Below are 20,799 nucleotides of genomic sequence, written 5' to 3'. Positions count from 1 at the left end.
AATTAGCTGCATAATATAAAACTCTAACTTTAGGGGGTCACAACAAAAAGGTAGGTTTTTGCACTTCAATCAATCTCGCTTCAGTAAAGTTAAATTACAGCGCAGCTCCGACACGGTCAAATGAGTTGTTGTTTTCGAGATGGACATATTCAGACGTATCTTTTTACATTAGAGCGAAAAGAGCTTTCCCTAGAACAAAGCTAGGACAGCCCTCATTTTTTCATCTTATAAATTATTATCCTCGGAATAAACAGCAATCAGCAGGATAGCCTCTTTTTCACCTATATTTTTAACAAAGTGGGGCACACAAGCATTCCAGCTGAATGAGTCACCCTCTTTCGCAATAACCGAGTCTTCGCCTTGTTCAGCAAGTACTGTGCCCTTTAGGACGACATGACTCTCTTCACCTTCGTGGGCAATCGCATCTCCGGTCGATGCACCTGGCGGTAGCTCAACGTGCATCACCCGCAAACCGCTTTGGGAAGTAAGATGTTCTATCTTAATGTCGTTAAAAGTTGTATACACTCGATCTGTTTTTCTAACGACTTTCATATGCTGCTTTTTTTCAAGAAGCAAATAGGGCAGCGGTACTTCTAGGTAATTAGCAATTGCTTGCAAAGTGTTAAGGGAGGGCGAGGTATTGTCGTTTTCGATGTTACTGATAAACCCTTTTGACAGGTCAATTTGCTCGCTCATTTGCGCGATTGTTATTTTCTTTCGCTTACGTATATCCCGTATTTTTGAGCCAATTTCCAAGTCCATCCCTCCAAAAGTATTGATTTATATTCCTAATAGTAACACAAAATTGTTGACGTTTTCCGTGAAACGGTGTTATGTTATAAAATACAAATATCCATACAAGAATACTTATTGTTGGTGAAGGGAGAAATAGGTTCTGGCAACACACTTAACTTTGGTAGTGGTAAGAGACGATGAATCAATTGAACAATGTATGCGTGATGTGGCGCGCATGGTTAATTACTCAATAGATATTCCGTTACAAAACAAATAGCAATAAATCGTTTTACCGTCGGAAGTCAATTGAAAAGCGAATTTTACTATTTTTTTAAAATCTATGTTCACTTATATGAATATATTATTTTCAAGAGAATATAAAATGGAGGGTTTGATAATATGGAAAATCAGCTAATTTATCAGCTTCGTACCCCTGAGAATATTGAACATGGAAAGAAATATCCAGTCATTTTCTTGTTGCACGGTATGGGAAGTAATGAAAAAAATATGATGCCTCTCGTTTCCGGGATAGAAAAAGAACTGTTTGTTTTTAGTATAAGGGGTCCTCTCCAACAGCCGCCAGGTAATGCATTTTTCACTATTCAAGGATTCGGGAATCCACATAGAGACGCATTTGACGATGCTGTAAATAAACTTGAAAACTTCATCGAATACGCGGTAGAAAACTACCCAATCGATGCACGTAAGGTCTTTTTCATGGGCTTCAGTCAAGGTGCAATCTTGTCCATGACTCTTGGATTGAAGCTTGGAAATCGTATAAAAGGAATCATTGCGCTTAGCGGTTATATTCCTGCTTTCGTAAAAGAAGAGTATGACATTCAATCACTTGATGGAGTCTCAGCATTCATCTCACACGGCAAGCATGATCAAGTTCTTCCGTTTGAATGGGGCGTTGATGCGGAAGCATTTTACAGTCAAAATGGAGCCACTTCAACATTTAGCAAATATCCCGAAGGTCATACAGTTTCCAACGAAAACTTCAATGATTTCACGGCATGGTTCAATAATATATCCAATAGATAAAGAAAAATTAGGGGGAAATAAAGATGAATAAATTAAATTTAACTACATTTTTGTTAAGAATTGTTTTGGGAATAAGCTTCTTTGTACACGGATTTGTTAAATTCCAAGGTGGAATCGAAAATACTGTTGGTTGGTTTGATAGTATCGGCATTCCAGGATTTTTAGCGTATGTTGTTGCTTCGGTTGAATTGGTAGGTGGTGCTGCACTCATTTTAGGACTTGGAACAAGAATTGTTTCTGCACTGCTCGCTTTAATCATGGTTGGAGCAATACTGAAATCTAAACTCGCCATTGGATTCTTAGGTACTCCGGAAATGGCTGGCTACGAACTCGACCTTGCATTTTTAGTAATTGCGATATTTTTAGCTGTAAACGGAAGCAAGCTTTGGTCAGTGGATGAAGCTGTATTTAATAAAAAAACGGAGAAATAAGTTACTAAATCACGTTGATTAACCAAAGATAACCAGTATATTAATTGACCACATACTAGGCACTACGTGTAGAATTGCTTTTGGTTCGCTTTGAATTAAACGAACTATATAACATTATCGAGATGTCTTGATAAGAAGGGATGCGACTTCGTCGCATCCCTTCTTATTTTTTCGGTAATCGTATGGTTTTTGTTCATACGTCGCTCTCCAAAGACACAGTACAAGATAGTGCTGAAGCTTTTTGGGACGAAAGAATAGCTCGCTTCTTACCTGGAGAGTAGCGGTCAAAGATACAATTTTGACCGCTCAATTCTTCTACTATCAATTCTCTATTTTTATTTTAGGAAGTATCACTTTCTTATAGTGTAAAGCAGAGAATACAATATACATCGTGCTAGAGTGCCCGAAATTTCATCTTCGGGCACTTACACTTTTTATAGATAGTTATCTATTCTGTTCTTCAAAAGCAACTGCATTTTTCACTTGAGTATTGTAGGTACGCGACAGGCGATTAATCACAATAGGATAACCGAAAAAGGTGGGGCAAGAAGTGACAGAGTCACTTTTTGTCCCACCTTTTTCGGTAAAAGTGTCGTAATCATTTCGCTGAAAGCTGGCCGGAAATAATCACGTGAAAATAGCGGATTTACACTTTTTTACATTACAAATCATCAAACCCATTCAAATCACTGGTTTTAACGTATTGCCGTGAAGATTGTTCAAAGAAATCAGTTTTGGTGTCGTCAAAACTATCGACATAAGCCCGAATCCACTTCATCGGATTATCCGTGAAGTCAGGATAAATTTCACTGAGCCCAAGCATACGTAACATTTTGTTTGCTCGGTATTTCACATACCCTTCCATTTCTACAAGGTCAATCCCTTCGATGTCTACTAAAACGTAACGACTCCAAATAACTTCCTGCTCGACTGAGTGCTTGAACTGTTCGTAAATCCACGCCGTGAATTCATCTGTATTTTGTACTGGGTTCTCCGCAAGTGCCGCACGAAATATGTCGCTGATTGCTTTACCATGCTGCAGTTCATCACGATTAATGTACGATATCATTGTCGATGTGCCAACCATTTTTTGATTGCGCGCGAGATTGTAGAAGAATGCGAATCCACTGTAGAAAAACAACCCTTCAAGTAACGTCGTATAGACCATTGCTTTCAATGCCGATTCAATCGTGGGATGCTCTGCGAAATCGTTGTATACCTCGACGATGCGCTCGTTGCGCTTCAATAGTACTTCGTCTGAGCGGCCCATTTCAAATGAAGCCATCTGTTTATTTAACGTAGTCACCGAGGACAATACGTAAGCGTAAGAATGATTGTGTTCACTCTCCTGATCGGCAATTGTCGCCATGATTGATTTGACGGAAGGATCGGTTGTGTAATCCGCCATTTTCAAAGCGATTGTCGTCTGCGGACCGTCAAGTGTTGCAAGTAAGCCAATGATTTTGAGAAATGCATCTTGTTCCGGCTTTGTCAGTGTCGAAAACTGCTTTACGTCTTGCGTCAAATCGACTTCATTCGCCGTCCAGAATAGCGAACGAATTTGTTGCCTTAATGTATAGAAATGGGGATGTGCAAGGTCATTCCAGTTGAGGATACCGCTTGCTTTTCCACCGAAAATAGCTGTTGATTTATTGGGATGCATTGGTTCCAATACCTTTACCCGTTTAAGTTTTTCCAATGTTCCAGGACTCCCTTCGACCATTCAATTACTTTTTTCTCTTGTACACCGCGCGGACTTTGCTCGATTTTGAGGGGGTTAAATGTAGATCCATAAAATCGTGCCAACTTTACTGCCGCATGGCAAAATAGTGCATCGCCGCCGAATTGGGTATCACCCGTTCCAAAGACATAGACATTATCGGGTTTATACCCCACGTCAGCTACAAAGTCTTTTACTTCGTTAGGCGTTGCGCCCTGTTCCCACGTGAATGATCCGAGCAGCATCGCATCAAAATCACTGGGGTTCGGAATGACTCCCCCACCGATTCGATGCATTGTCACTTCGAGATTTTCAGTGGCCAGCGTTTCCTGGATTAATTCGGCGACTTCCTGTGTATTCCCGCTCCACGTAGCGTAAACGATTAAGAATGACACCATTCACACTCTTCGATATCCGTCGCTGTTGAACGCGTATAATACGTTGTTTTCATGCCAGACTTCCAAGCCTGTAAATGAAGTTCGAGAAGAACAGACGCACGGATTGTATTTGGGACATAGATGTTGAAAGAAATTGCTTGGTCAATATGACGCTGTCTTGCGGCGTTTTGTTTGATTGACCAGCGCTGATCAACGATATACGCGGAGCGGCGGTACACATCGTACGTATTGTGGTTAAGGTCAGGTGCTACAACTGGCAGCTTATAATCTTTCTTTTCCTCATGATAAAACGGTTTGAATACGGGATCGATTGAAGCAGTTGATCCGGCAATGATGGACGTCGAGCTATTTGGTGCAATTGCCATCAAGTAACCATTTCGCATACCATTTGTTGCAACATCAATGCGGAGTTCGCGCCATTCCCTCGTATCGTATTTCTTATTTTCGAAATAGACTCCTGACTGCCAGTCCGACCCCTCATATAACGGGTAGGATCCCTTTTCTGTAGCCAGTTCCATCGAAGCTTTTATCGTCAAAAAGGCGATTTTCTCATATAGTTTATCTGCGTAATCCACAGCTTCGTTTGATTCCCATTGAATGTTTTGCAAGGCAAGTAAATGATGCCAGCCAAATGTACCGAGACCGATTCCACGGTAACGCGCGTTCGTTCGCTGCGCTTGGACAACTGGTATTTTGTTAAGATCGATGACGTTATCAAGCATGCGCACTTGGATTGTAATGAGTCTTTCCAAAACGCTCGCCGGAACCGCTCGTCCAAGGTTGATGGACGATAAGTTACATACGACGAAATCGCCCGGTTTGGAACGCGTAACAACGATATCGTCTTCGAGCGTGACAGACTCAAATTGAGTTGGGCTCATATTTTGAGTAATCTCTGTACAAAGATTCGATGAATAAATCATGCCTTCATGCTTGTTCGCATTCGCGCGGTTTACTTCATCGCGGTAAAACATGTACGGCGTTCCTGTTTCCAATTGACTGCGCATAATTCGTTTCATAAGATCGATGGCCGGTACGATTTCTCGACTCAGTTCAGGATGATTGACGCACTCTTCGTATTTCTCACGGAATGAGCCTGTACCTCTTTTTTCGTCGTAGAAGTCCTCAAGGGAATACCCCATGATTGTTCGAACTTCATGCGGATCGAACAGATGCCACTCTCCCCGCGCATCGACTTGTTCCATATAGATATCAGGGAGACAGACACCCGTGAAAATATCATGCGCACGCAACCGTTCATCCCCATTATTTAGTTTAAGATCTAGGAACGTGAAGATGTCTTTGTGCCAAACATCGAGATAGACAGCGATAGCACCTTGCCGTTGACCCAATTGATCTACGCTAACGGCTGTGTTGTTCAACTGTTTAATCCATGGAAGTACACCGCTCGAAGCACCTTTAAATCCGCGGATAGAAGAACCACGACTCCGAACCTTCCCCATATATACACCGATGCCACCGCCATATTTAGACAAGTTAGCAATGTCCGTATTACTTTCGTAGATACCTTGCAAAGAATCATCGACTGAATCGATGAAACAACTCGATAATTGACCATGTGGTTTACCGGCATTCGACAATGTCGGTGTGGCAACTGTCATATACAAATTGCTCATAGCCCAATACGATTCAGCAACTTTTTCGAGCCGGTTCTCCATCTCATCCTGCATCAGTGTCATCGCAATAATAAGCCAACGCTCCTGGGGAAGTTCAACTGATTGTTTATTAAAATCAACAGCCGCATATCGGTCCATAAGCGTTTTTAATCCGATATATGTAAATAATTTATCCCGTTCCGGTTCAATGAGATTACCCAGAATGATGAGATCTTCTTTTGAATATTTCTGCGTTAACGTAGAAGTATATAACCCTTTATCGACAAGCCGGGCAACATGTCCTGCAAAGTCTGTGTAGACCTTTGCCCCCCGTTGCAGTTCCTGACGGTTGTAGACATCACGCAGATGAATTCGTGCAGCTACGAACGTCCAATACGACGATGCCTCGTCCATATTGCTAAGTGATTCTAACGTCATTGCCTTGGCCCATTCTGATGCAGCCCCCTCAGGGTATTTCAGGTACCATCGCTCACTTGCGATAAGCAATGGCCATAATTCCTCTCTTCCAAACTCATTTTGTAACTCATCAAGTAGCCTGTCCATATCGGTTCTCATCACTTTAGTTGTCATCATTATTGTCTCCTTTCATGATTGTATAGACACAAAAAAACGATAGCTCCACCTTTTCGGTAGAGCCATCGCTCATGGGTTTTTTATAGGAAACAGAATGGGACCACACGCTACTAATCTCCGAGTATAGAAGGTAGACGGTAGACGGACGGTATCCCGTTCGCTTCCACCTCTCAACCCCCGAAGAAAGTGTCGCTTGACGATGGAAGGCAGGTCTCCTGGCTCACGCTTCACTCTTCCTGCCCAGCCTTCCCATGAAATTTCTCCACAGTGGCTCTTTCGGCGGTCGTCTGCGCTTACAGTTGCGGGGACAGCTCCGGATTTTCCGGATTCCCTTTTAAACCGATATCGGTACCATTCCATCGTTAAATACTATATGTAGTGTCTCGAACTCTTATTACACCCTAACATGTTGTGTTTTGAAATTCAATAGGCAATAAGCAGTTTGATGATTTGCGCCTGTCATTATATTAATGAGCACATCCGCCAATTTAATTGCTGCGGGATCGCATCTGATCGGTATCGGCTTGCTTGAAAGCACGTCGAGCCAATCCATTTCCTACATCCAATGGTTCTTATGGGGAGTGCCTTTTGCAGGGCAAAGTGCTTGTTGATACAGGTGCAGTCGTATTTATCTCAGGTTTGTTACTATTCAGTGAAACAATCGGAGTCAATCCGGTTACAGTGTTTCCCTAAGTTTGATTGGTATGAATTACTATGTCACATTTCCCGTCAGTTCGAAAGCACTCCTTCTTTTCTTTGAGGACGGGGATGGTTTTGTGAGATGAGATCACCAAAGGCAATTCGATAAAATCAAAAAAACACCAGACCCTTTTGGAAATCTGGTGTTTTCATCATGAGGAGCCACTTTAATAAGGATTTTTCTTTCTCCGTTTTTTCGGTCTTTGCTTATGATTCTTGTCTGTCGGCTTATCCTCTTCCGGCTTCTTGATATCAACTTCCGATCCAAATTCAGTCTGCATATTACCTTTTTGGTAAGAAATATCATTTTTTTCAGGAGCCACTTTGTCATCAGTGAGAACCTGATTTTGTAAATATTTATGAAATACAAATTCCCCCGCAGCAATAATAATCGCGGATAGTAAAGCCGCCATGCCTAATTGGATGGGCTGTTCGTAAAAATAGATACCCACCAACCAGATCATAACGAGCGCCAAAATAAAATCGGCTATTGTGGCACCTATATTTTTAATACGGGGCAATATAAACATGTCTCCGAGAAATGAAACACCTGTCACTAAAACACTTGTGAGCATAATATCTCCAAATGAAACACCATAAAGCCCCAAAACAATCCATAACACAACTGTAATCATTATAAATTTAATTATCAGTGCTGTAATCGTTTTCACCAGTTACGTACCTCCAATCTGAATTGAATTATTCCAATACTTATAGGCTATTTCTAAGGTAAGCTAGGTTGAGTCACTAAAGATTTTTATCAACATATTTTCCATAGTCAGGTATCGCGATACGGTCAAACTCTTCTACAAGCTTCCGTAAATTGTCCGCCAACAAGTCGCCAGCCATCGGTAACCCATGTCCCGTTACTGCAACAGCAGGTTTTAAGCCTTCCAGTTTTTCCACTGATTCCCTGGCGGCTTTCCAATCTGTCGTCAGATACCTGGGAGGACCGCTAATTTCCTGCTCTTGCGTTAACACTTTATAAAGATATTCCTGTTTAACCGTAACAAAGGCATCACCTACAATTAAAGCTCTATCCTCTTCTCTAAACAGTGACACATGCCCCAATGAGTGTCCTGGCGTATGAATCCAACGAAAGCCTGGCATGTAAGGAACACTACCGTCTTCAGGTAATGGCAATACATGATTCCCTAAGTTAATTGGCTCAACTGGGAACGTGGGCGACATTTTAGCAACCATACCGCCTTCTACGGTCGGATCCGGCTTGGGATAACTCGTTTTACCCGTCAGGAAAGGAATTTCCAATTCATGGGCGTAAACGGTCACACCCCAGCGTTGGACTAATTCTATAATCGCACCGACGTGATCAAAATGACCATGGGTTAAAATAATTGCCTTGGGTCGACTATCTTTACCAAAACGTTCTTCAATAACAGAGAAGATTTCATTCGCGGAGTGGGGCATGCCTGCATCAACTAACACGAAATCATTCGCGTCAGGAAGCCCAACCAAACTAATATTTACGATTTGAACAGTATGACTGTACAAATCCGGAAGGACCTCTTTTCCAGTTCCACTTTCTACCGATGTTACTGGGATTAGTTTGTAATCGGCCCCATAAGATAGATTATTGTCCACAACTTCGCCTCCTAATTACTCTGAATCGTCCCTATTGTGGTGCAATCCGCACTTTTTATACCAGTAAAAGTAAATTTTCTGGATTACTAATATAAAAGCAATTTCTAGTATTACCCTTTTTTAAAAACCGTATATACTTGCCCTTATTGCAAAGGATAATGTCGTGCGGAGAATGAGATTCGAGGAGGAAAAAGAATGAAATTGGCATCACATGAGTTATTCGAGTTAAGTGAATTGATTTTAGGATGCTTCAACACTGTTACATGTATGAGCGGATTTATTAACCAGGCCCAAGATCCAGAACTAAAAGAACTATTGACTCGTCACTTTCCGCAACATGTAAAAGACTATAATTTGAAAGTGGAGTTTGTGCAAAGCGAGACAACGCCAGATATCAGTAAGTTCAGGCCCGATGATTTAAATCCGACACTCCAGGATTTCACAAAAGCACCCGTCCCGCTTCAACCGGAACAACCGAGAACATCCATTCAAACCCACAACGACCGGGAAATCGCCGCTGCCTATTTACTCAATCAAAAAAGCTCAGCCAAAAATTACGGCGCGGCGACCCTCGAGTGCGCGAATCCTGATTTAAGACATTTTTTAGAGAATGCTTTCATGAATAGTAATAGTCATGCTTATGATATTTGGCAGTATATGGTTAAAAATGGTTACTACCCACTAATGCCGGCGACTGCAGAAGCAATTTCTGAAATCGCGACAATGTACTTGCCAATTCCCGAATGACAGTACCCCGATTATAAAAGCTCTGCCTATCAAAATTAAAAACGCCAGGAATCAATTTGGATTCCTGGCGTTTTTTAACCTAAGCAACTCTTTCTGATACTACTTCATATCAATCATCGCTCCGTTCCATTCAAGCACATCCGGCGCTAATTCTCCGTACGCATATATCCGTCTGAGGAGTGCCTGAATTTTTGCCAGCAAAACATCTGAATGAAATGGTTTCTGAATGTAATCATCCGCACCTATATTCATGGCCATAACCACGTACATCGGATTACATTATGAAAATCTGCCGGACCCTTTACACTGAAAGACCACTGACTCAGTCGTTCTGTCAATGAATTAAAAATTGCTAGATCGTCCTCAACAACGTAGATTGTCATATCCATTTCCAATGCACTTCCCTTCTATTATTCCATTGTAAAGGACTGAATAACAAACAGGCAATTTGGACATTTTAGGAGCAATAAGCAAAATAATTCTGAAAAACCGACTAGAATATGTTATGCTGATTGAAAGAGACATCGCCCCGAACGTTATCGGGAGTGCAAATTGTCTGCTTTTTTTTAACTCCGTTTGATTTTTTCATCTATAATTCGGAAATAATTTTGTTGTAAAAAACCACAGGAGGTAAACATGCTCAAATTTGAAAATGTAAGCAAAGTGTATGATGGCGGATTTCAAGCAGTAAAATCTGTCAATTTCGATATTCCAGCAGGCGAATTACTCGTCCTCATTGGACCAAGTGGTTCAGGGAAATCGACAACTATGAAAATGATTAACCGGATGGAGCCCCACACAAGTGGTAAAATCACTATTAACGGCAAGGATACAAACTCCTACAATGCCTCTGAATTACGCCGAAACATCGGGTATGTCATTCAGCAAATCGGACTTTTCCCCCACTATACAATCGAAAAAAATATCGCAATTGTACCACAGCTGAAAGGTTGGAATGACAAAGAAATTAAAGCTCGAGTCAATGAACTTCTTGAATTGGTCGGTCTAGATCCTGAGGTTTATGCGGGTCGTTATCCAAAAGAACTATCAGGCGGTCAGCAGCAGCGTATTGGTATTGCAAGAGCGTTAGCAGCAGATCCAGATGTAATCTTAATGGATGAACCGTTCAGCGCACTAGATCCACTTACACGCGAACAGCTTCAAAACGAATTACTGTCATTACACAAAAAACTTAAAAAGACGATTGTCTTCGTAACACATGATATGGATGAAGCGCTGAAAATGGGCGATCGCATTGCCATCATGAAAGACGGAAAACTACTACAGTTGGACACCCCAGAGAAATTACTTCACGATCCAGCCCACGGCTTTGTAGAAGAGTTCATAGGAAAACATCGGATTATCCAAAATCCTGGACTCATGCCAGTTACTGACATCATGTCAGAATCAGTTTTCACTGCCCTTCCTCAATGGTCGCCAGAGAAGGCGCTTTCGTTTATCCGCAAGCGAAAAATTACGAACATTATTGTGGTCGATGATGACAAGAAATTAATTGGAATCGTGTCCGCATATGACGTTATAAGAAAATTAGATGACATCAAAACAATCGAAGAAATCATGGTGAACCGGGAACCATTCCTTTATGATACCGCAACGGCTAAAGATGCCATTGTCATGATGGATGAAGCACCTTACGGCATAATCCCGATTGTCGATAAATCACAAAAATTAGTTGGCGTCGTTACACGTGGTTCGCTGTTATCCGCCATGTCCAGTCAGTGGACAGAAATGGGGGATAATCAATGAATAACTTAAATATTTGGCAACAACTCGTTGAACAAACACAGATGCGGTGGAAAGAAGTACTTGAAGCGACATCCGTCCATATTCAACTCGTCTTCTTCTCAATGCTTATTGCCATTGTCCTCGGTGTTTTTCTCGGTATTTTGATTACACGCGTTCCGAAGCTCACGACAGTTGTACTTGGCGGCGCAGGCGTCATGCAGACGATTCCAAGTCTTGCGTTGCTCGGTTTCATGATCCCAATTTTCGGTATCGGTGTGAAAACGGCTATTGCTGCGTTATTCCTATATTCATTACTACCAATCATTCGCAATACCTACACAGGTATTAAAGACGTCGATAAAGCTACCACTGAAGCAGCAAAAGGGATGGGTATGACTAGCATGCAAATCCTGTTTAAAGTGGAGCTGCCACTTGCGATTCCTGTCATTATGGCTGGTATACGTACAGCTGCCGTTATTAATGTCGGTACAGCGACACTTGCAGCCTTCATTGGAGCAGGCGGACTGGGTGATTTCATCTTCCTCGGTATCACACGTGGAATTGACGGTCTGATCTTACTTGGGGCAATACCAGCGGCAATCTTAGCGATTATCCTGGAAACGCTCTTCGGTGGAATTGAACGTTGGACGACGCCGAAAGGATTGAAGTAAGAATGAAAAATAAATTCAAATTAATAATTTCATCAATACTTGTTGCAAGCCTGCTGTCAGGATGTATTTTCATCGAAAAAGATTCTCTGACACTTGGTTCTCGTAACAATACGGAAAGTATCATATTGTCACACGTGATGGGGCAATTGATTGAAAACAAAACAGATATTGACGTCCTTTATAAAGAAAACCTCGGCGGGTCCAGCGTCGTGTGGAAAGCCATGTTAGACGGTCTTATCGACGTTATACCCGACTATACGGGGACAATTGTCCTTACCTATTATCATGAAGAACCTGGGACGGCGGATGAAACGTTAGCTGCCACGAAACGGCTCGTTGATAAGGATGGCATGATTGCTTTCAACACATTCGGCTTCAACAATACGTATACACTCGCAGTGGACGAGCCAGTAGCAGAAGAACTCAACCTAGTGACATTCAGTGACTTTGCTAAAGTTTCGAAGGACTTCACATTAGGCGCGGTATTCGAATTCATCGACCGACCGGATGGACTGCCTGGATTCCAAAAAGCATATGATCTTGACTTTAAAGAAGTTAAAGGGATGGACCATGGTATTATGTACCGTTCTATTAACGCCGGTGAAGTAGACGTTATTAACTCGTATACAACCGACGGACAGTTACAAATGTACGACCTGCGTGTACTGGAAGATGACCAATCTTTCTTCCCACCGTACCATGCGCTCCCGCTTGTAAGGAAAGAAGCACTTAAAGAGTATCCTGAAATTGAAGAAATACTCAAATCGCTTGAAGGTACGATCAACGAAGATACAATGCAGAAGATGAATGGAAAAGTCGATAATGACGGCATGATGGTTGAAAAAGTCGCAGAAGAATTCCTTATTGAAGCAGGTTTAATTGAAAAGAAATAAACTAGGAACGCACCTCTTATACTAGATAAGGGGTGCGTTTTTTATTATATTAATGTGTTGTTATAGTTATCACCGGCACAAGACGCGTATTACAGCATATATGATTAGTCGACACGCGGTTCGGATTCAGGCGGTTTTTAAAGATTTCTTCTTTTGACGGCTCTCCAAATCCTACCGCTCTGTCAACTTCTGCTATGATGAAATCAGCAGCAACCGCCATAATTGAATTGCAATTACACTCTATTTTATACTCAAAAAATTCACTAAGAGGGGAATTAACGTTTATGAATATTGTAAAAGCAACAACAGACGATGCACAAACCATTTTAGACATTCAAAAAGTAGCTTATTTGAGAGAAGCCGAAATGTATAATAACTATCAAATCGCTCCGCTCATAGAAAAAATTGATGAAACAAGGGAAGATTTCAAGAAAAAAACCATATTAAAAGCTGTCGTGGACGGTGAAATAGTTGGTTCTGTTAGGGGAGACGAAAAAGAAGGTACTGTTTATGTACAAAGATTGATGGTTCACCCTGATCATCAAAACAAGGGTATCGCCAAAAAGTTAATGCTTGGGCTTGAAGACTATTTTCCTACTTGTGAACGTTTTGATTTATATACTGGATCACAGAGTTTAAGCAATATTCATCTGTATAAATCACTAGGCTATGAACAATATAAACTAGAAACGATTCGTGAAAATATTGAATTTGTTTTCTTAGCCAAAGTAATTAAGAGGACACTTTAAATGAAGATTATACCAATCGGCATCTGGGGCGGATATCCAAAAGCAAATAGCGCAACATCTTCTTTTTTAATCGAACATGATGGTTTTCATTGCCTCATTGATTGTGGTAGCGGCGTACTTTCCTCATTGCAAAATTATTTACCTTTGGGAAAACTAGATGCAGTTGTCATCAGCCATTATCATGCGGATCATATTGCCGATGTCGGAAGCCTGCAATTCAGCAGAATCATTAATTTCTATCTGGGCCATCAAGCGTCCCCATTACCGATTTACGGACACATATTGGATCAAGAGAATTTCGAGAAACTTTCATACAAAGGTCAGACAGTAGGCATTGGTATTTCGGAAGATGATATTGTTCAAATCGGTCCATTTGAAGTGTCTTTTTGTCGTACCATACACCCCGTCCATTGCCTGGCGATGAAATTCAGTGTGGGCGATTGTTCCATCGTACTCACCGCAGATACAGAATGGCGCGATGAACTTGTTGAATTCTCACGCGGGACGGATTTGTTAATTAGCGAGGCGAATTTGTATGAAGAACACCTCGGTAAGGCACCGGGACATATGACAGGCAGTGAAGCAGGAAAGCTCGCGAAACTGGCGGAAGCAAAGCAACTCGTGCTGACCCACTTGCCATTACACGGGAATATCAATGAGATCCTTGAAGCGGCTGTTGCTGTATATGATGGGTCTACTGAACTCGCTGAAGTTGGCAAAGTATACAAAGTGTAAACACAACATACATTTTGTACACAAAGTACACAAAGTGTAAACAAAGTACGCAAATTGTAAACAAGGAAGATTCGTTTTTCTCCATAGTAAAAGGGCTGTTCAAGAACAGCCCTTTTTACTTCAATCGTCATCGCGGTCTTTTTCAAACTTCAGTACTTCACCTGAAATTGCATCGATGTCGAAATCATAGTCATATTTGCCATCTTCAATTTCGATTTCATAGATGACACGATCATCATCTTCATCCAGTTCAATTTCTGTTACTGTCCCTTTTGCTTGTTTCATCGCAATTTCGATAGCAGCTTTTTCTGTTATGAATTTACTATCAGAACCGCTGACTTTATTGTCATAATCATCGTCATCAAAGTCGTCATTATCATAATCATCTTTTTCTGTACGCAAAACTTTACCTGTTTTTGCATCGATATCAAGATCATATTCAATACCGTTCGATCTTACCTCGACTTCGTAGATAGCCCTTGACTTTTCACGATCCAATTCTACTTCTGTCACTTTACCGCCAACTGATTTCACCGCAATCGATTCTGCTTCCGCAACCGACAATAAATCTTTCGATACGACCTTCAAACCTTCTCCCGGGTTTCCTGCCATTGCAACTCCACCTACGACTAGTACTAGTGCACCGGCCAAAGCCGGAATAGCTAACCATTTCTTCATCTTGTATCTCCTCCTTTTGTTATTACCTTCATATTACTCGACGAAGATGAGAAGACATTGTGAGGATTATTAGAATATGATGAGAGTCAATCATCCCATGTGACGGACATTATTTTTCCGGAAATGGCATGAACTTGGAAAGTGCCATCCCGACCGTCAGTTGCTTCGATTTCGATTAGATAAAAGCCACCTTCGTCCGATTTTTCATACGATACATCATCTATTTCACCTTTAAGTTGTCCACGCACAATTGCAATCGCCTGCTCATTTGTAATAAGTGCATTTTCTCCTGTCGTTTTCTTTACAACTTCTGAGATTGTTTTACCAGTGATTGCGTCGATTGTCACTTTTGTAAACTTCGGGTCTTTCGACAGCTTCACGTCGTAAACCGGAGCTTCAGAGCTTGTATTCAATGAAATCCGTTCAACTTCCCCGTCATAGCCCCTTGCAATAATTTCCTCCACCTCAGTCTCGGAAATCACTTGCGGAATCTCTTCCTTCATTTCAGAATTCTGAAGGAGTGAAATAACACTTCCCGTCGTTGCGTCGATTTCAGCTGTATAAGACGCTCCGCTTCGGTTCATTTCCGCTTTATATACACCGCCGTCAATGGCAATCTGTTCGACAGTTCCACCATATATATTCTCAAGATGAATTCGGATATCATCAGCCGCTATCGGTTCTTTCTTGGTAATTAAACTTCCTATATATAATCCGCCCGCCATTAGAATGACTAAGGTTAACAAGATGGGAATGAACCAAGGCTTTTTCAAAAAGTGCATACTAGTTGCCTCCTCTCGTTTATCATACGACGAGAACATTAAAAATCGGTGAGAATCCGTTTTTTGGGAATGGTGATTCGAAAGGTCGTTCCCATTCCAACGATGCTCTCGACTTTCAGTTCTGCACCAAGACCATCTGCAAGTTCTTTGGCGATTGCCAGTCCGAGTCCGGTTCCACCAGTTTTTCGGTTTCGGTCTTCATGAACCCGATAGAAACGATCGAAAAGATGCGGGAGAGCTTCCTCAGAAATGCCATTTCCATAATCAATGACAGTAATGGAAATAGCTGTTTCAGTTTCAGTAATCGTTGTTTTGATTTCTCGTTCACTGTATTTCCGTGCGTTATCCAGAAGAATGAATAAGAGCTGCCTGAGCTTTTCATCATCTGTCACTGCAACCGAAGAACCGCTCTCTTCCATGATAAAATCCCTCGCATATGCTTGGCGCATTGGCTGCAAGGTCTTGTTGACTAACGCATGAATATCAGTTTCCGCAAAGTTAAATTCGGATTGTTCATGGCTTCTTGCCAGTTGAAGCATCTGCTCAATCATGTCCTTCATCCGAATAGATTCGCTGAGGATTGCCCCAACTGCCTCTTCTGCTACCGAACGGTTTTCAAACCCGCGGCGTGATAGGAGTCGTGCATAGCTTTCTATAACGGTGAGTGGCGTTTTTAATTCATGCGAAGCGTTGGAAACGAATTGCTCCTGCTTTTTGTAGTTGCCCTCAAGCTGCTCCATCATGTCATTAAACTCGCGACCCATCTGTGCCATTTCGTCTTTTCCTTCAGCCGATACCTCAATTTTTTCATATGTCCCTGTTTGCCGGCTTTGCGACATTGTTTTAATAAGATTATCAATGGGTTGTATCACAATACGCCCAAGCGCAGCGCTCGAAAGCGTAATCGGAATCATCGCGATAAAGGTTACTCCGAGGAGAATCAACTTGAGCAGACTTAAATTATATTTTACATCGCTAAGCAGTTGAATCATTTGCAGTTCAACCACTTTTCCGTCTGTCCAAATGACTGGCTCACGCATTGTAAGTATCGGTGTATTATCAAATTCACCGATTGAGTAGCGTTCGCCGGGCTTTATTTCAGGTTGGTAACTCTTAATCCCTTCCGCCGATGAGGACTCCACTTTCACCTTACCCGCTGGATCCAAAATACGGACCGCACCATTCGGCGGCCTGTAGGTATGGAGCACCGTAGCTGGATCATTTTGTCCGGTCATCAGGCTGAGAGAACCAATAAGATCTACAGATTGGGCCTTCAGCTGACTATATTCCGTGTCAAACGCCATTTTTTCATACACAAAATAAACACCTATGTTTGTCAACGTTAAGATGACGAGCATTAGCAATGTGGATAAAAGGTGGATTTTCGTTTTAAGCTTCATTGACCTGCTCCTTTAAAACATAACCAACACCCCGTACCGTTTGGATAAGTGTGCTTTTTTCTCCTATTTCAATTTTCTTTCGGACATATCGGATATAGACATCAACGACATTTGTTTCGCCGTAATAATCGTATCCCCAAACAGCATCTAGCAACTGTTCGCGTGACAGCACTTGGTTTGGGTGCTTTAGGAGATGAAGTAGAAGATCGTACTCCCGTGGTGTCAATTCGATGGAACGACCGTTTCGTTTCACTTCACGTGTTTGTTCGTGAAGTGACAAACCAGAGAACTCTAGAAGGTATTCGTCTTCCTTCACTAAGAGTTCTGCAGGTTTCGAGAATCTGAGCGCCGACCGAATCCTTGCGAGCAATTCATCGATTTCGAAAGGCTTCGTCACATAGTCATTTGCACCAAGGTCAAGACCCGCTACCTTATCTTTAACGTCGTTTTTCGCTGTCAGCAATATGACAGGCGTGTCTGTTTCCGTTGCGCGGATCCTCCGTAACACGTCAAGTCCATTCAATCCAGGTAACATGAGGTCTAGTAGAACAAGATCCCACTGTTGTTCGCGGTACTTAATAAGCCCGTCTGGTCCTGTATGCGCAATACCCGTCCCATACCCTTCGAACTCGAGTTCTAGCTGCAGGACGCGTGCGATGTTTTCTTCGTCCTCGATAATCAAAATCTGCTCAGTCATTTAGCCCACCTACCGTTTTCCTTTCATTTTAACAGACTTACGCAAAAAGCGGAGACTCTCGCCAATTCCGAGTGTCTCCGTTTTCCATAATCATTAGACAGCGTCCAATTCGCCTTCGACGATACACATACTCTTTACAAGGGTTTCTAACATAACAGGCATTTCGACAAAAGCACTGTCTATGTGTAATCGTTCAGTACGTTGGTGAGCATCTTTCCCGAATGGCCCTACGTTGAGCACGGGTGCTTTCAATTGAGCCATCTCAGTAAAGGGAATGCTGTACGTATCACCCCATACTGGTGTGTTGCTTTCAAATGCACTCCAGCCGTTTTCTATGTCATCGTAGTTGACATAGCTCAAGTCACAGATACCATTGAAGTAATGCATTTGACCAATTTTATTACCTAATTTCCCAGCAGTCTCTTTCATTAATTCAATTGAATGTTTTACAAGCGGATCATTCGACGAGTTTACAGCCGGATAATAAGGCGGTGCGTAAAGAAGCACAGTAGCTGGTGCAAGTTCTTGACATTGGATCATCAGATTATCGACGATGCGCAGTGACTTTTCACGATCATCCCAATCGGCGTTATCGAGCGACTCTTGCTTCAAGCGTTCAATTTCTTCAAACCCTAACTTTTGAACCGAGTATTCCAGCAGCTGCTCGTAGCGCAACACTTTCACTTCCCCGACACCCGTCACTTGTTCACGATTACAAATGAGCTTATATCCGTCATTGCAAGCATCCATCGCTTCAGATGCCACTTGCTCAAACAACTCCATTACTTCAGTGGCCGTGCGCTTAAACAAAAAGACATTGTAAAGCGCAACTGCACGATAAGGCGTTTGCGTTGAATATTGCAATTTCAAATCCTTTTGTTGCAATGAAACCGGTAACGGCGTAGTTTCACCAAGATCCGTTTCACGGAACAATTCATTCCACTCCATGCGCTGTGTAAGAAATGATGCAATATAGTTCGCGGTTATCCCTTTTAGTGGCTCTCCGACATGTGTTTCTTTTCCATAAAATAAGGCAGCTGGCATAATTTTACCGATTGTTCCTGAGTAAATGTATTCTTCGATATCCGTCGGACTCTGTGAAAATGATGGTTCACTGTTTAAAAACAGTTTATAGGTTAAGCCTTGTTCCTCACGAATGCGGACAAGTTCTTTGACAGCGGAACGCATGCCCGCTGAGTTCACTTCTTCATCAGCAACAGTCGCCACTAACAGATTGATTGGCCATTGTTCTACACTCGCTTTTTCGATAAGCTGCATATGAAGCGCTAGTCCCATTTTCATATCCATCGTACCGCGGCCGAATAGATATTTCCCGGTCTTTAGATCATCGCGGGCAACTTCCGGTAGATCCGCATTATGCTTAGGTTCTGATAGCATTTTTGTCAGCATCTCGGGATAAATCGCAAAAGGTTCTAACACACCATATTCTTCCGTCCAGACGGTATCGAAGTGGCTTAGAAGAACTATTGTTTCAGTCGCTTTTGGATGTTTGTACAAAGCAGTGACATTTTGACGACCAAGGCCCGCATCGTGAAGGGCTATCTTGTCTGGATTATCTTGAAAGTACTCCAATTCATTTAATTTCGACACTAACTTCGGAGCAAATGTAGTCTCTCCCTCTGTTAACGTGCGGCTATCCCAGCTAACGAGTTCACACAACAACTCACGAAGAGTAGAAGGTGTATCCCAAAGACGGTGTTCCATTCTCAAACCTCCCATAAGTGAAATATAGTACAGTTATGATAAAAGTCTCTCTGAAAGATTCAGTTTCGTTTCAAGGAAAAGCAGTGCGTAGGTATAAGTAATTCGAATATATCCTTCTCCATATTCGATGAGGTTCTTCCAGGAACAGCAGCAACACTACCGTTTTCGATTAGTCTTTTCGGAATTGTAAAGGAGTCTATTTGCTTAATAACATCTAATCCCATTTTAACTGATTAAGGCAGACATTGTTAACAAAAAAGCAAAACGACTCCTGCGCAACAATGTGCAGGAGTCGTTTCAATTTCTTATAAAAACACAATAACCGCTAACACTGCCGCCAATACAAGTCGGTAAATAGCGAAAGGCACCAGCTTGACGTGTGAGATAAGCTTCAAGAAGAAACGAATCGAGATTAGTGCGAAAACAAATGCACTGATGAAACCAACGATGTAAAACGACAAATCATCAACTGATAAATGCTCCCAGTTTTTCAATATGGACACCAGACTCGCGCCCATCATGATAGGAACCGCCATGATGAATGTAAAATCAGCTGCTGTCTTATGGTTCATGCCGAACAACACGCCACCCGAAATCGTTGCGCCCGAGCGCGAAAATCCTGGCCATAGGGACAGACACTGAACAAGTCCAACCGTGAATGCCTGCTTGTATGTTATCTGGTCCAATGTGTTCACCCACGGTTTTTTCGGTCCGAACTTATCCGCGATAATCATAAGAATTGAACCGGCGACTAGCGCAAAAATAACTGTTTCAACACCCGATAGCTTTAAATCTATATAATCTTTGAGTGCAAATCCAACAATAACCGCTGGCAACATGCCAACAATGACGTGTGCTAAGTTGAAGCTAGAATTCATTTTTTGACCTTCAATTTTATAAAGACCCACCAAGCTGAATAGGCGCTTCCAGAAAACGATAACAACGGCTAAGATTGAACCCAATTGAATAACTATCTTAAATGTGAATGCCGAACGATCACCCAAAAACTCAGTTGTTTTCAGCCACATATCATCGACAATAATCAAGTGACCTGTCGATGACACCGGTGCAAACTCCGTCATCCCTTCAACGAATCCAAGTATTAACGCTTTGATCAAATCAAATAATTCCATAGGT

Annotated in this window: 22 protein-coding genes and 1 riboswitch; of the genes, 9 read left to right on the top strand and 13 right to left on the bottom strand. The window is 42.0% G+C overall.

Annotated elements, in window-relative coordinates; all coding sequences use genetic code 11:
- Positions 1–225 precede the first annotated feature (225 nt).
- The gene (locus AC25Y6_RS08285) at positions 226–756 is read right to left on the bottom strand and encodes a helix-turn-helix domain-containing protein (RefSeq protein WP_482105637.1); all 531 of its coding nucleotides are present in this window, start codon (positions 754–756) and stop codon (positions 226–228) included.
- 378 nt (positions 757–1,134) lie between these two features.
- On the opposite strand from AC25Y6_RS08285, the gene AC25Y6_RS08280 reads away from it, so the two are divergent.
- Entirely contained in the window at positions 1,135–1,779 is a 645-nt protein-coding gene (locus AC25Y6_RS08280) for an alpha/beta hydrolase (protein WP_488142673.1), read from the top strand.
- Between the two features lie 23 nt (positions 1,780–1,802).
- Positions 1,803–2,210: a DoxX family protein gene (locus AC25Y6_RS08275; RefSeq protein WP_488142672.1), complete on the top strand. Its 408-nt coding sequence runs from the start codon at positions 1,803–1,805 to the stop codon at positions 2,208–2,210.
- A 661-nt stretch (positions 2,211–2,871) separates the two neighbouring features.
- Here AC25Y6_RS08275 and AC25Y6_RS08270 read toward each other — a convergent pair.
- The 3 genes from AC25Y6_RS08270 to AC25Y6_RS08260 are packed head-to-tail and all read right to left on the bottom strand — an operon-like array spanning position 2,872 to position 6,535.
- Complete coding sequence (locus AC25Y6_RS08270; protein WP_488142671.1) at positions 2,872–3,933, bottom strand: ribonucleotide-diphosphate reductase subunit beta; 1,062 nt, start codon at positions 3,931–3,933, stop codon at positions 2,872–2,874.
- Positions 3,888–4,328, bottom strand: coding sequence for a flavodoxin (locus AC25Y6_RS08265; RefSeq protein WP_488142670.1), 441 nt, complete (start codon positions 4,326–4,328; stop codon positions 3,888–3,890). Before AC25Y6_RS08265 ends, AC25Y6_RS08270 begins: the two co-directional genes overlap by 46 nt.
- Positions 4,313–6,535, bottom strand: a complete 2,223-nt coding sequence (locus AC25Y6_RS08260) for a ribonucleoside-diphosphate reductase subunit alpha (RefSeq protein WP_488142669.1) — start codon at positions 6,533–6,535, stop codon at positions 4,313–4,315. Before AC25Y6_RS08260 ends, AC25Y6_RS08265 begins: the two co-directional genes overlap by 16 nt.
- A gap of 191 nt (positions 6,536–6,726) precedes the next feature.
- Positions 6,727–6,910: riboswitch (cobalamin riboswitch) on the bottom strand.
- Between the two features lie 156 nt (positions 6,911–7,066).
- Here AC25Y6_RS08260 and AC25Y6_RS08255 point away from each other — a divergent pair.
- On the top strand, positions 7,067–7,231 hold the full coding sequence (locus AC25Y6_RS08255) for a hypothetical protein (RefSeq protein WP_488142668.1): 165 nt from the start codon (positions 7,067–7,069) through the stop codon (positions 7,229–7,231).
- A gap of 173 nt (positions 7,232–7,404) precedes the next feature.
- Here AC25Y6_RS08255 and AC25Y6_RS08250 read toward each other — a convergent pair whose 3' ends face one another.
- Positions 7,405–7,908 carry a YndM family protein gene (locus tag AC25Y6_RS08250; protein WP_488142667.1) on the bottom strand — a complete coding sequence of 168 codons (504 nt, stop codon included), beginning with the start codon at positions 7,906–7,908 and terminating at the stop codon, positions 7,405–7,407.
- Positions 7,909–7,984: 76 nt separating this feature from the next.
- Complete coding sequence (locus AC25Y6_RS08245) at positions 7,985–8,839, bottom strand: MBL fold metallo-hydrolase (RefSeq protein ID WP_488142666.1); 855 nt, start codon at positions 8,837–8,839, stop codon at positions 7,985–7,987.
- Positions 8,840–9,034: 195 nt separating this feature from the next.
- Between AC25Y6_RS08245 and AC25Y6_RS08240 the strand changes: the two genes are divergently transcribed.
- A complete protein-coding gene (locus AC25Y6_RS08240; protein WP_488142665.1) occupies positions 9,035–9,586 on the top strand; it encodes a spore coat protein in 552 nt (183 codons plus the stop codon).
- Between the two features lie 99 nt (positions 9,587–9,685).
- Here AC25Y6_RS08240 and AC25Y6_RS08235 read toward each other — a convergent pair whose 3' ends face one another.
- Positions 9,686–9,856 carry a hypothetical protein gene (locus AC25Y6_RS08235; RefSeq protein WP_488142664.1) on the bottom strand — a complete coding sequence of 57 codons (171 nt, stop codon included), beginning with the start codon at positions 9,854–9,856 and terminating at the stop codon, positions 9,686–9,688.
- A gap of 366 nt (positions 9,857–10,222) precedes the next feature.
- Here AC25Y6_RS08235 and AC25Y6_RS08230 point away from each other — a divergent pair, with 366 nt between their 5' ends.
- The 5 genes from AC25Y6_RS08230 (at position 10,223) to AC25Y6_RS08210 (ending at position 14,380) form a co-directional block, all read left to right on the top strand.
- A complete protein-coding gene (locus AC25Y6_RS08230; RefSeq protein ID WP_488142663.1) occupies positions 10,223–11,353 on the top strand; it encodes a betaine/proline/choline family ABC transporter ATP-binding protein in 1,131 nt (376 codons plus the stop codon).
- Positions 11,350–12,003 (top strand): ABC transporter permease, encoded by a 654-nt coding sequence (locus AC25Y6_RS08225; protein ID WP_488142662.1) that lies wholly within the window; start codon positions 11,350–11,352, stop codon positions 12,001–12,003. The genes AC25Y6_RS08230 and AC25Y6_RS08225 overlap by 4 nt, the downstream gene beginning before the upstream one ends.
- 2 nt (positions 12,004–12,005) lie before the next feature.
- Positions 12,006–12,896, top strand: coding sequence for a glycine betaine ABC transporter substrate-binding protein (locus AC25Y6_RS08220; RefSeq protein WP_488142661.1), 891 nt, complete (start codon positions 12,006–12,008; stop codon positions 12,894–12,896).
- 194 nt (positions 12,897–13,090) lie between these two features.
- Positions 13,091–13,645, top strand: coding sequence for a GNAT family N-acetyltransferase (locus AC25Y6_RS08215; RefSeq protein ID WP_488142660.1), 555 nt, complete (start codon positions 13,091–13,093; stop codon positions 13,643–13,645).
- Positions 13,646–14,380: an MBL fold metallo-hydrolase gene (locus tag AC25Y6_RS08210; RefSeq protein ID WP_488142659.1), complete on the top strand. Its 735-nt coding sequence runs from the start codon at positions 13,646–13,648 to the stop codon at positions 14,378–14,380.
- A gap of 120 nt (positions 14,381–14,500) precedes the next feature.
- On the opposite strand, the gene AC25Y6_RS08205 is transcribed toward AC25Y6_RS08210, so the two are convergent.
- The 6 genes from AC25Y6_RS08205 to AC25Y6_RS08180 all read right to left on the bottom strand — a co-directional run bounded on the left by AC25Y6_RS08205 (position 14,501) and on the right by AC25Y6_RS08180 (position 20,795).
- Positions 14,501–15,058 (bottom strand): PepSY domain-containing protein, encoded by a 558-nt coding sequence (locus tag AC25Y6_RS08205; RefSeq protein ID WP_488142658.1) that lies wholly within the window; start codon positions 15,056–15,058, stop codon positions 14,501–14,503.
- A gap of 86 nt (positions 15,059–15,144) precedes the next feature.
- Complete coding sequence (locus AC25Y6_RS08200; RefSeq protein ID WP_488142657.1) at positions 15,145–15,840, bottom strand: PepSY domain-containing protein; 696 nt, start codon at positions 15,838–15,840, stop codon at positions 15,145–15,147.
- A 38-nt stretch (positions 15,841–15,878) separates the two neighbouring features.
- Entirely contained in the window at positions 15,879–17,240 is a 1,362-nt protein-coding gene (locus tag AC25Y6_RS08195) for a sensor histidine kinase (protein WP_488142656.1), read from the bottom strand.
- A complete protein-coding gene (locus AC25Y6_RS08190; protein ID WP_482101268.1) occupies positions 17,230–17,937 on the bottom strand; it encodes a response regulator transcription factor in 708 nt (235 codons plus the stop codon). Before AC25Y6_RS08190 ends, AC25Y6_RS08195 begins: the two co-directional genes overlap by 11 nt.
- A 93-nt stretch (positions 17,938–18,030) precedes the next feature.
- The gene (locus AC25Y6_RS08185; protein WP_488142655.1) at positions 18,031–19,662 is read right to left on the bottom strand and encodes a M20/M25/M40 family metallo-hydrolase; all 1,632 of its coding nucleotides are present in this window, start codon (positions 19,660–19,662) and stop codon (positions 18,031–18,033) included.
- A gap of 305 nt (positions 19,663–19,967) precedes the next feature.
- Positions 19,968–20,795 carry an undecaprenyl-diphosphate phosphatase gene (locus tag AC25Y6_RS08180; RefSeq protein WP_488142654.1) on the bottom strand — a complete coding sequence of 276 codons (828 nt, stop codon included), beginning with the start codon at positions 20,793–20,795 and terminating at the stop codon, positions 19,968–19,970.
- Positions 20,796–20,799: the final 4 nt, after the last annotated feature.

This window comes from Sporosarcina sp. Y1004 (genome assembly GCF_057669665.1).
Note: the sequence above shows the minus strand (reverse complement) of the source record. Positions and strands in the feature narration are given on the sequence as shown.

Coding starts and splice junctions, on each gene's coding strand:
- AC25Y6_RS08280 (WP_488142673.1), top strand. CDS start 1,135: ATGGAAAATCAGCTAATTTATCAGCTTCGTACCCCTGAGAATATTGAA.
- AC25Y6_RS08275 (WP_488142672.1), top strand. CDS start 1,803: ATGAATAAATTAAATTTAACTACATTTTTGTTAAGAATTGTTTTGGGA.
- AC25Y6_RS08270 (WP_488142671.1), bottom strand. CDS start 3,933: ATGGTCGAAGGGAGTCCTGGAACATTGGAAAAACTTAAACGGGTAAAG.
- AC25Y6_RS08265 (WP_488142670.1), bottom strand. CDS start 4,328: ATGGTGTCATTCTTAATCGTTTACGCTACGTGGAGCGGGAATACACAG.
- AC25Y6_RS08260 (WP_488142669.1), bottom strand. CDS start 6,535: ATGACAACTAAAGTGATGAGAACCGATATGGACAGGCTACTTGATGAG.
- AC25Y6_RS08240 (WP_488142665.1), top strand. CDS start 9,035: ATGAAATTGGCATCACATGAGTTATTCGAGTTAAGTGAATTGATTTTA.
- AC25Y6_RS08235 (WP_488142664.1), bottom strand. CDS start 9,856: ATGTACGTGGTTATGGCCATGAATATAGGTGCGGATGATTACATTCAG.
- AC25Y6_RS08230 (WP_488142663.1), top strand. CDS start 10,223: ATGCTCAAATTTGAAAATGTAAGCAAAGTGTATGATGGCGGATTTCAA.
- AC25Y6_RS08225 (WP_488142662.1), top strand. CDS start 11,350: ATGAATAACTTAAATATTTGGCAACAACTCGTTGAACAAACACAGATG.
- AC25Y6_RS08220 (WP_488142661.1), top strand. CDS start 12,006: ATGAAAAATAAATTCAAATTAATAATTTCATCAATACTTGTTGCAAGC.
- AC25Y6_RS08215 (WP_488142660.1), top strand. CDS start 13,091: ATGATGAAATCAGCAGCAACCGCCATAATTGAATTGCAATTACACTCT.
- AC25Y6_RS08210 (WP_488142659.1), top strand. CDS start 13,646: ATGAAGATTATACCAATCGGCATCTGGGGCGGATATCCAAAAGCAAAT.
- AC25Y6_RS08205 (WP_488142658.1), bottom strand. CDS start 15,058: ATGAAGAAATGGTTAGCTATTCCGGCTTTGGCCGGTGCACTAGTACTA.
- AC25Y6_RS08200 (WP_488142657.1), bottom strand. CDS start 15,840: ATGCACTTTTTGAAAAAGCCTTGGTTCATTCCCATCTTGTTAACCTTA.
- AC25Y6_RS08195 (WP_488142656.1), bottom strand. CDS start 17,240: ATGAAGCTTAAAACGAAAATCCACCTTTTATCCACATTGCTAATGCTC.
- AC25Y6_RS08190 (WP_482101268.1), bottom strand. CDS start 17,937: ATGACTGAGCAGATTTTGATTATCGAGGACGAAGAAAACATCGCACGC.
- AC25Y6_RS08185 (WP_488142655.1), bottom strand. CDS start 19,662: ATGGAACACCGTCTTTGGGATACACCTTCTACTCTTCGTGAGTTGTTG.
- AC25Y6_RS08180 (WP_488142654.1), bottom strand. CDS start 20,795: ATGGAATTATTTGATTTGATCAAAGCGTTAATACTTGGATTCGTTGAA.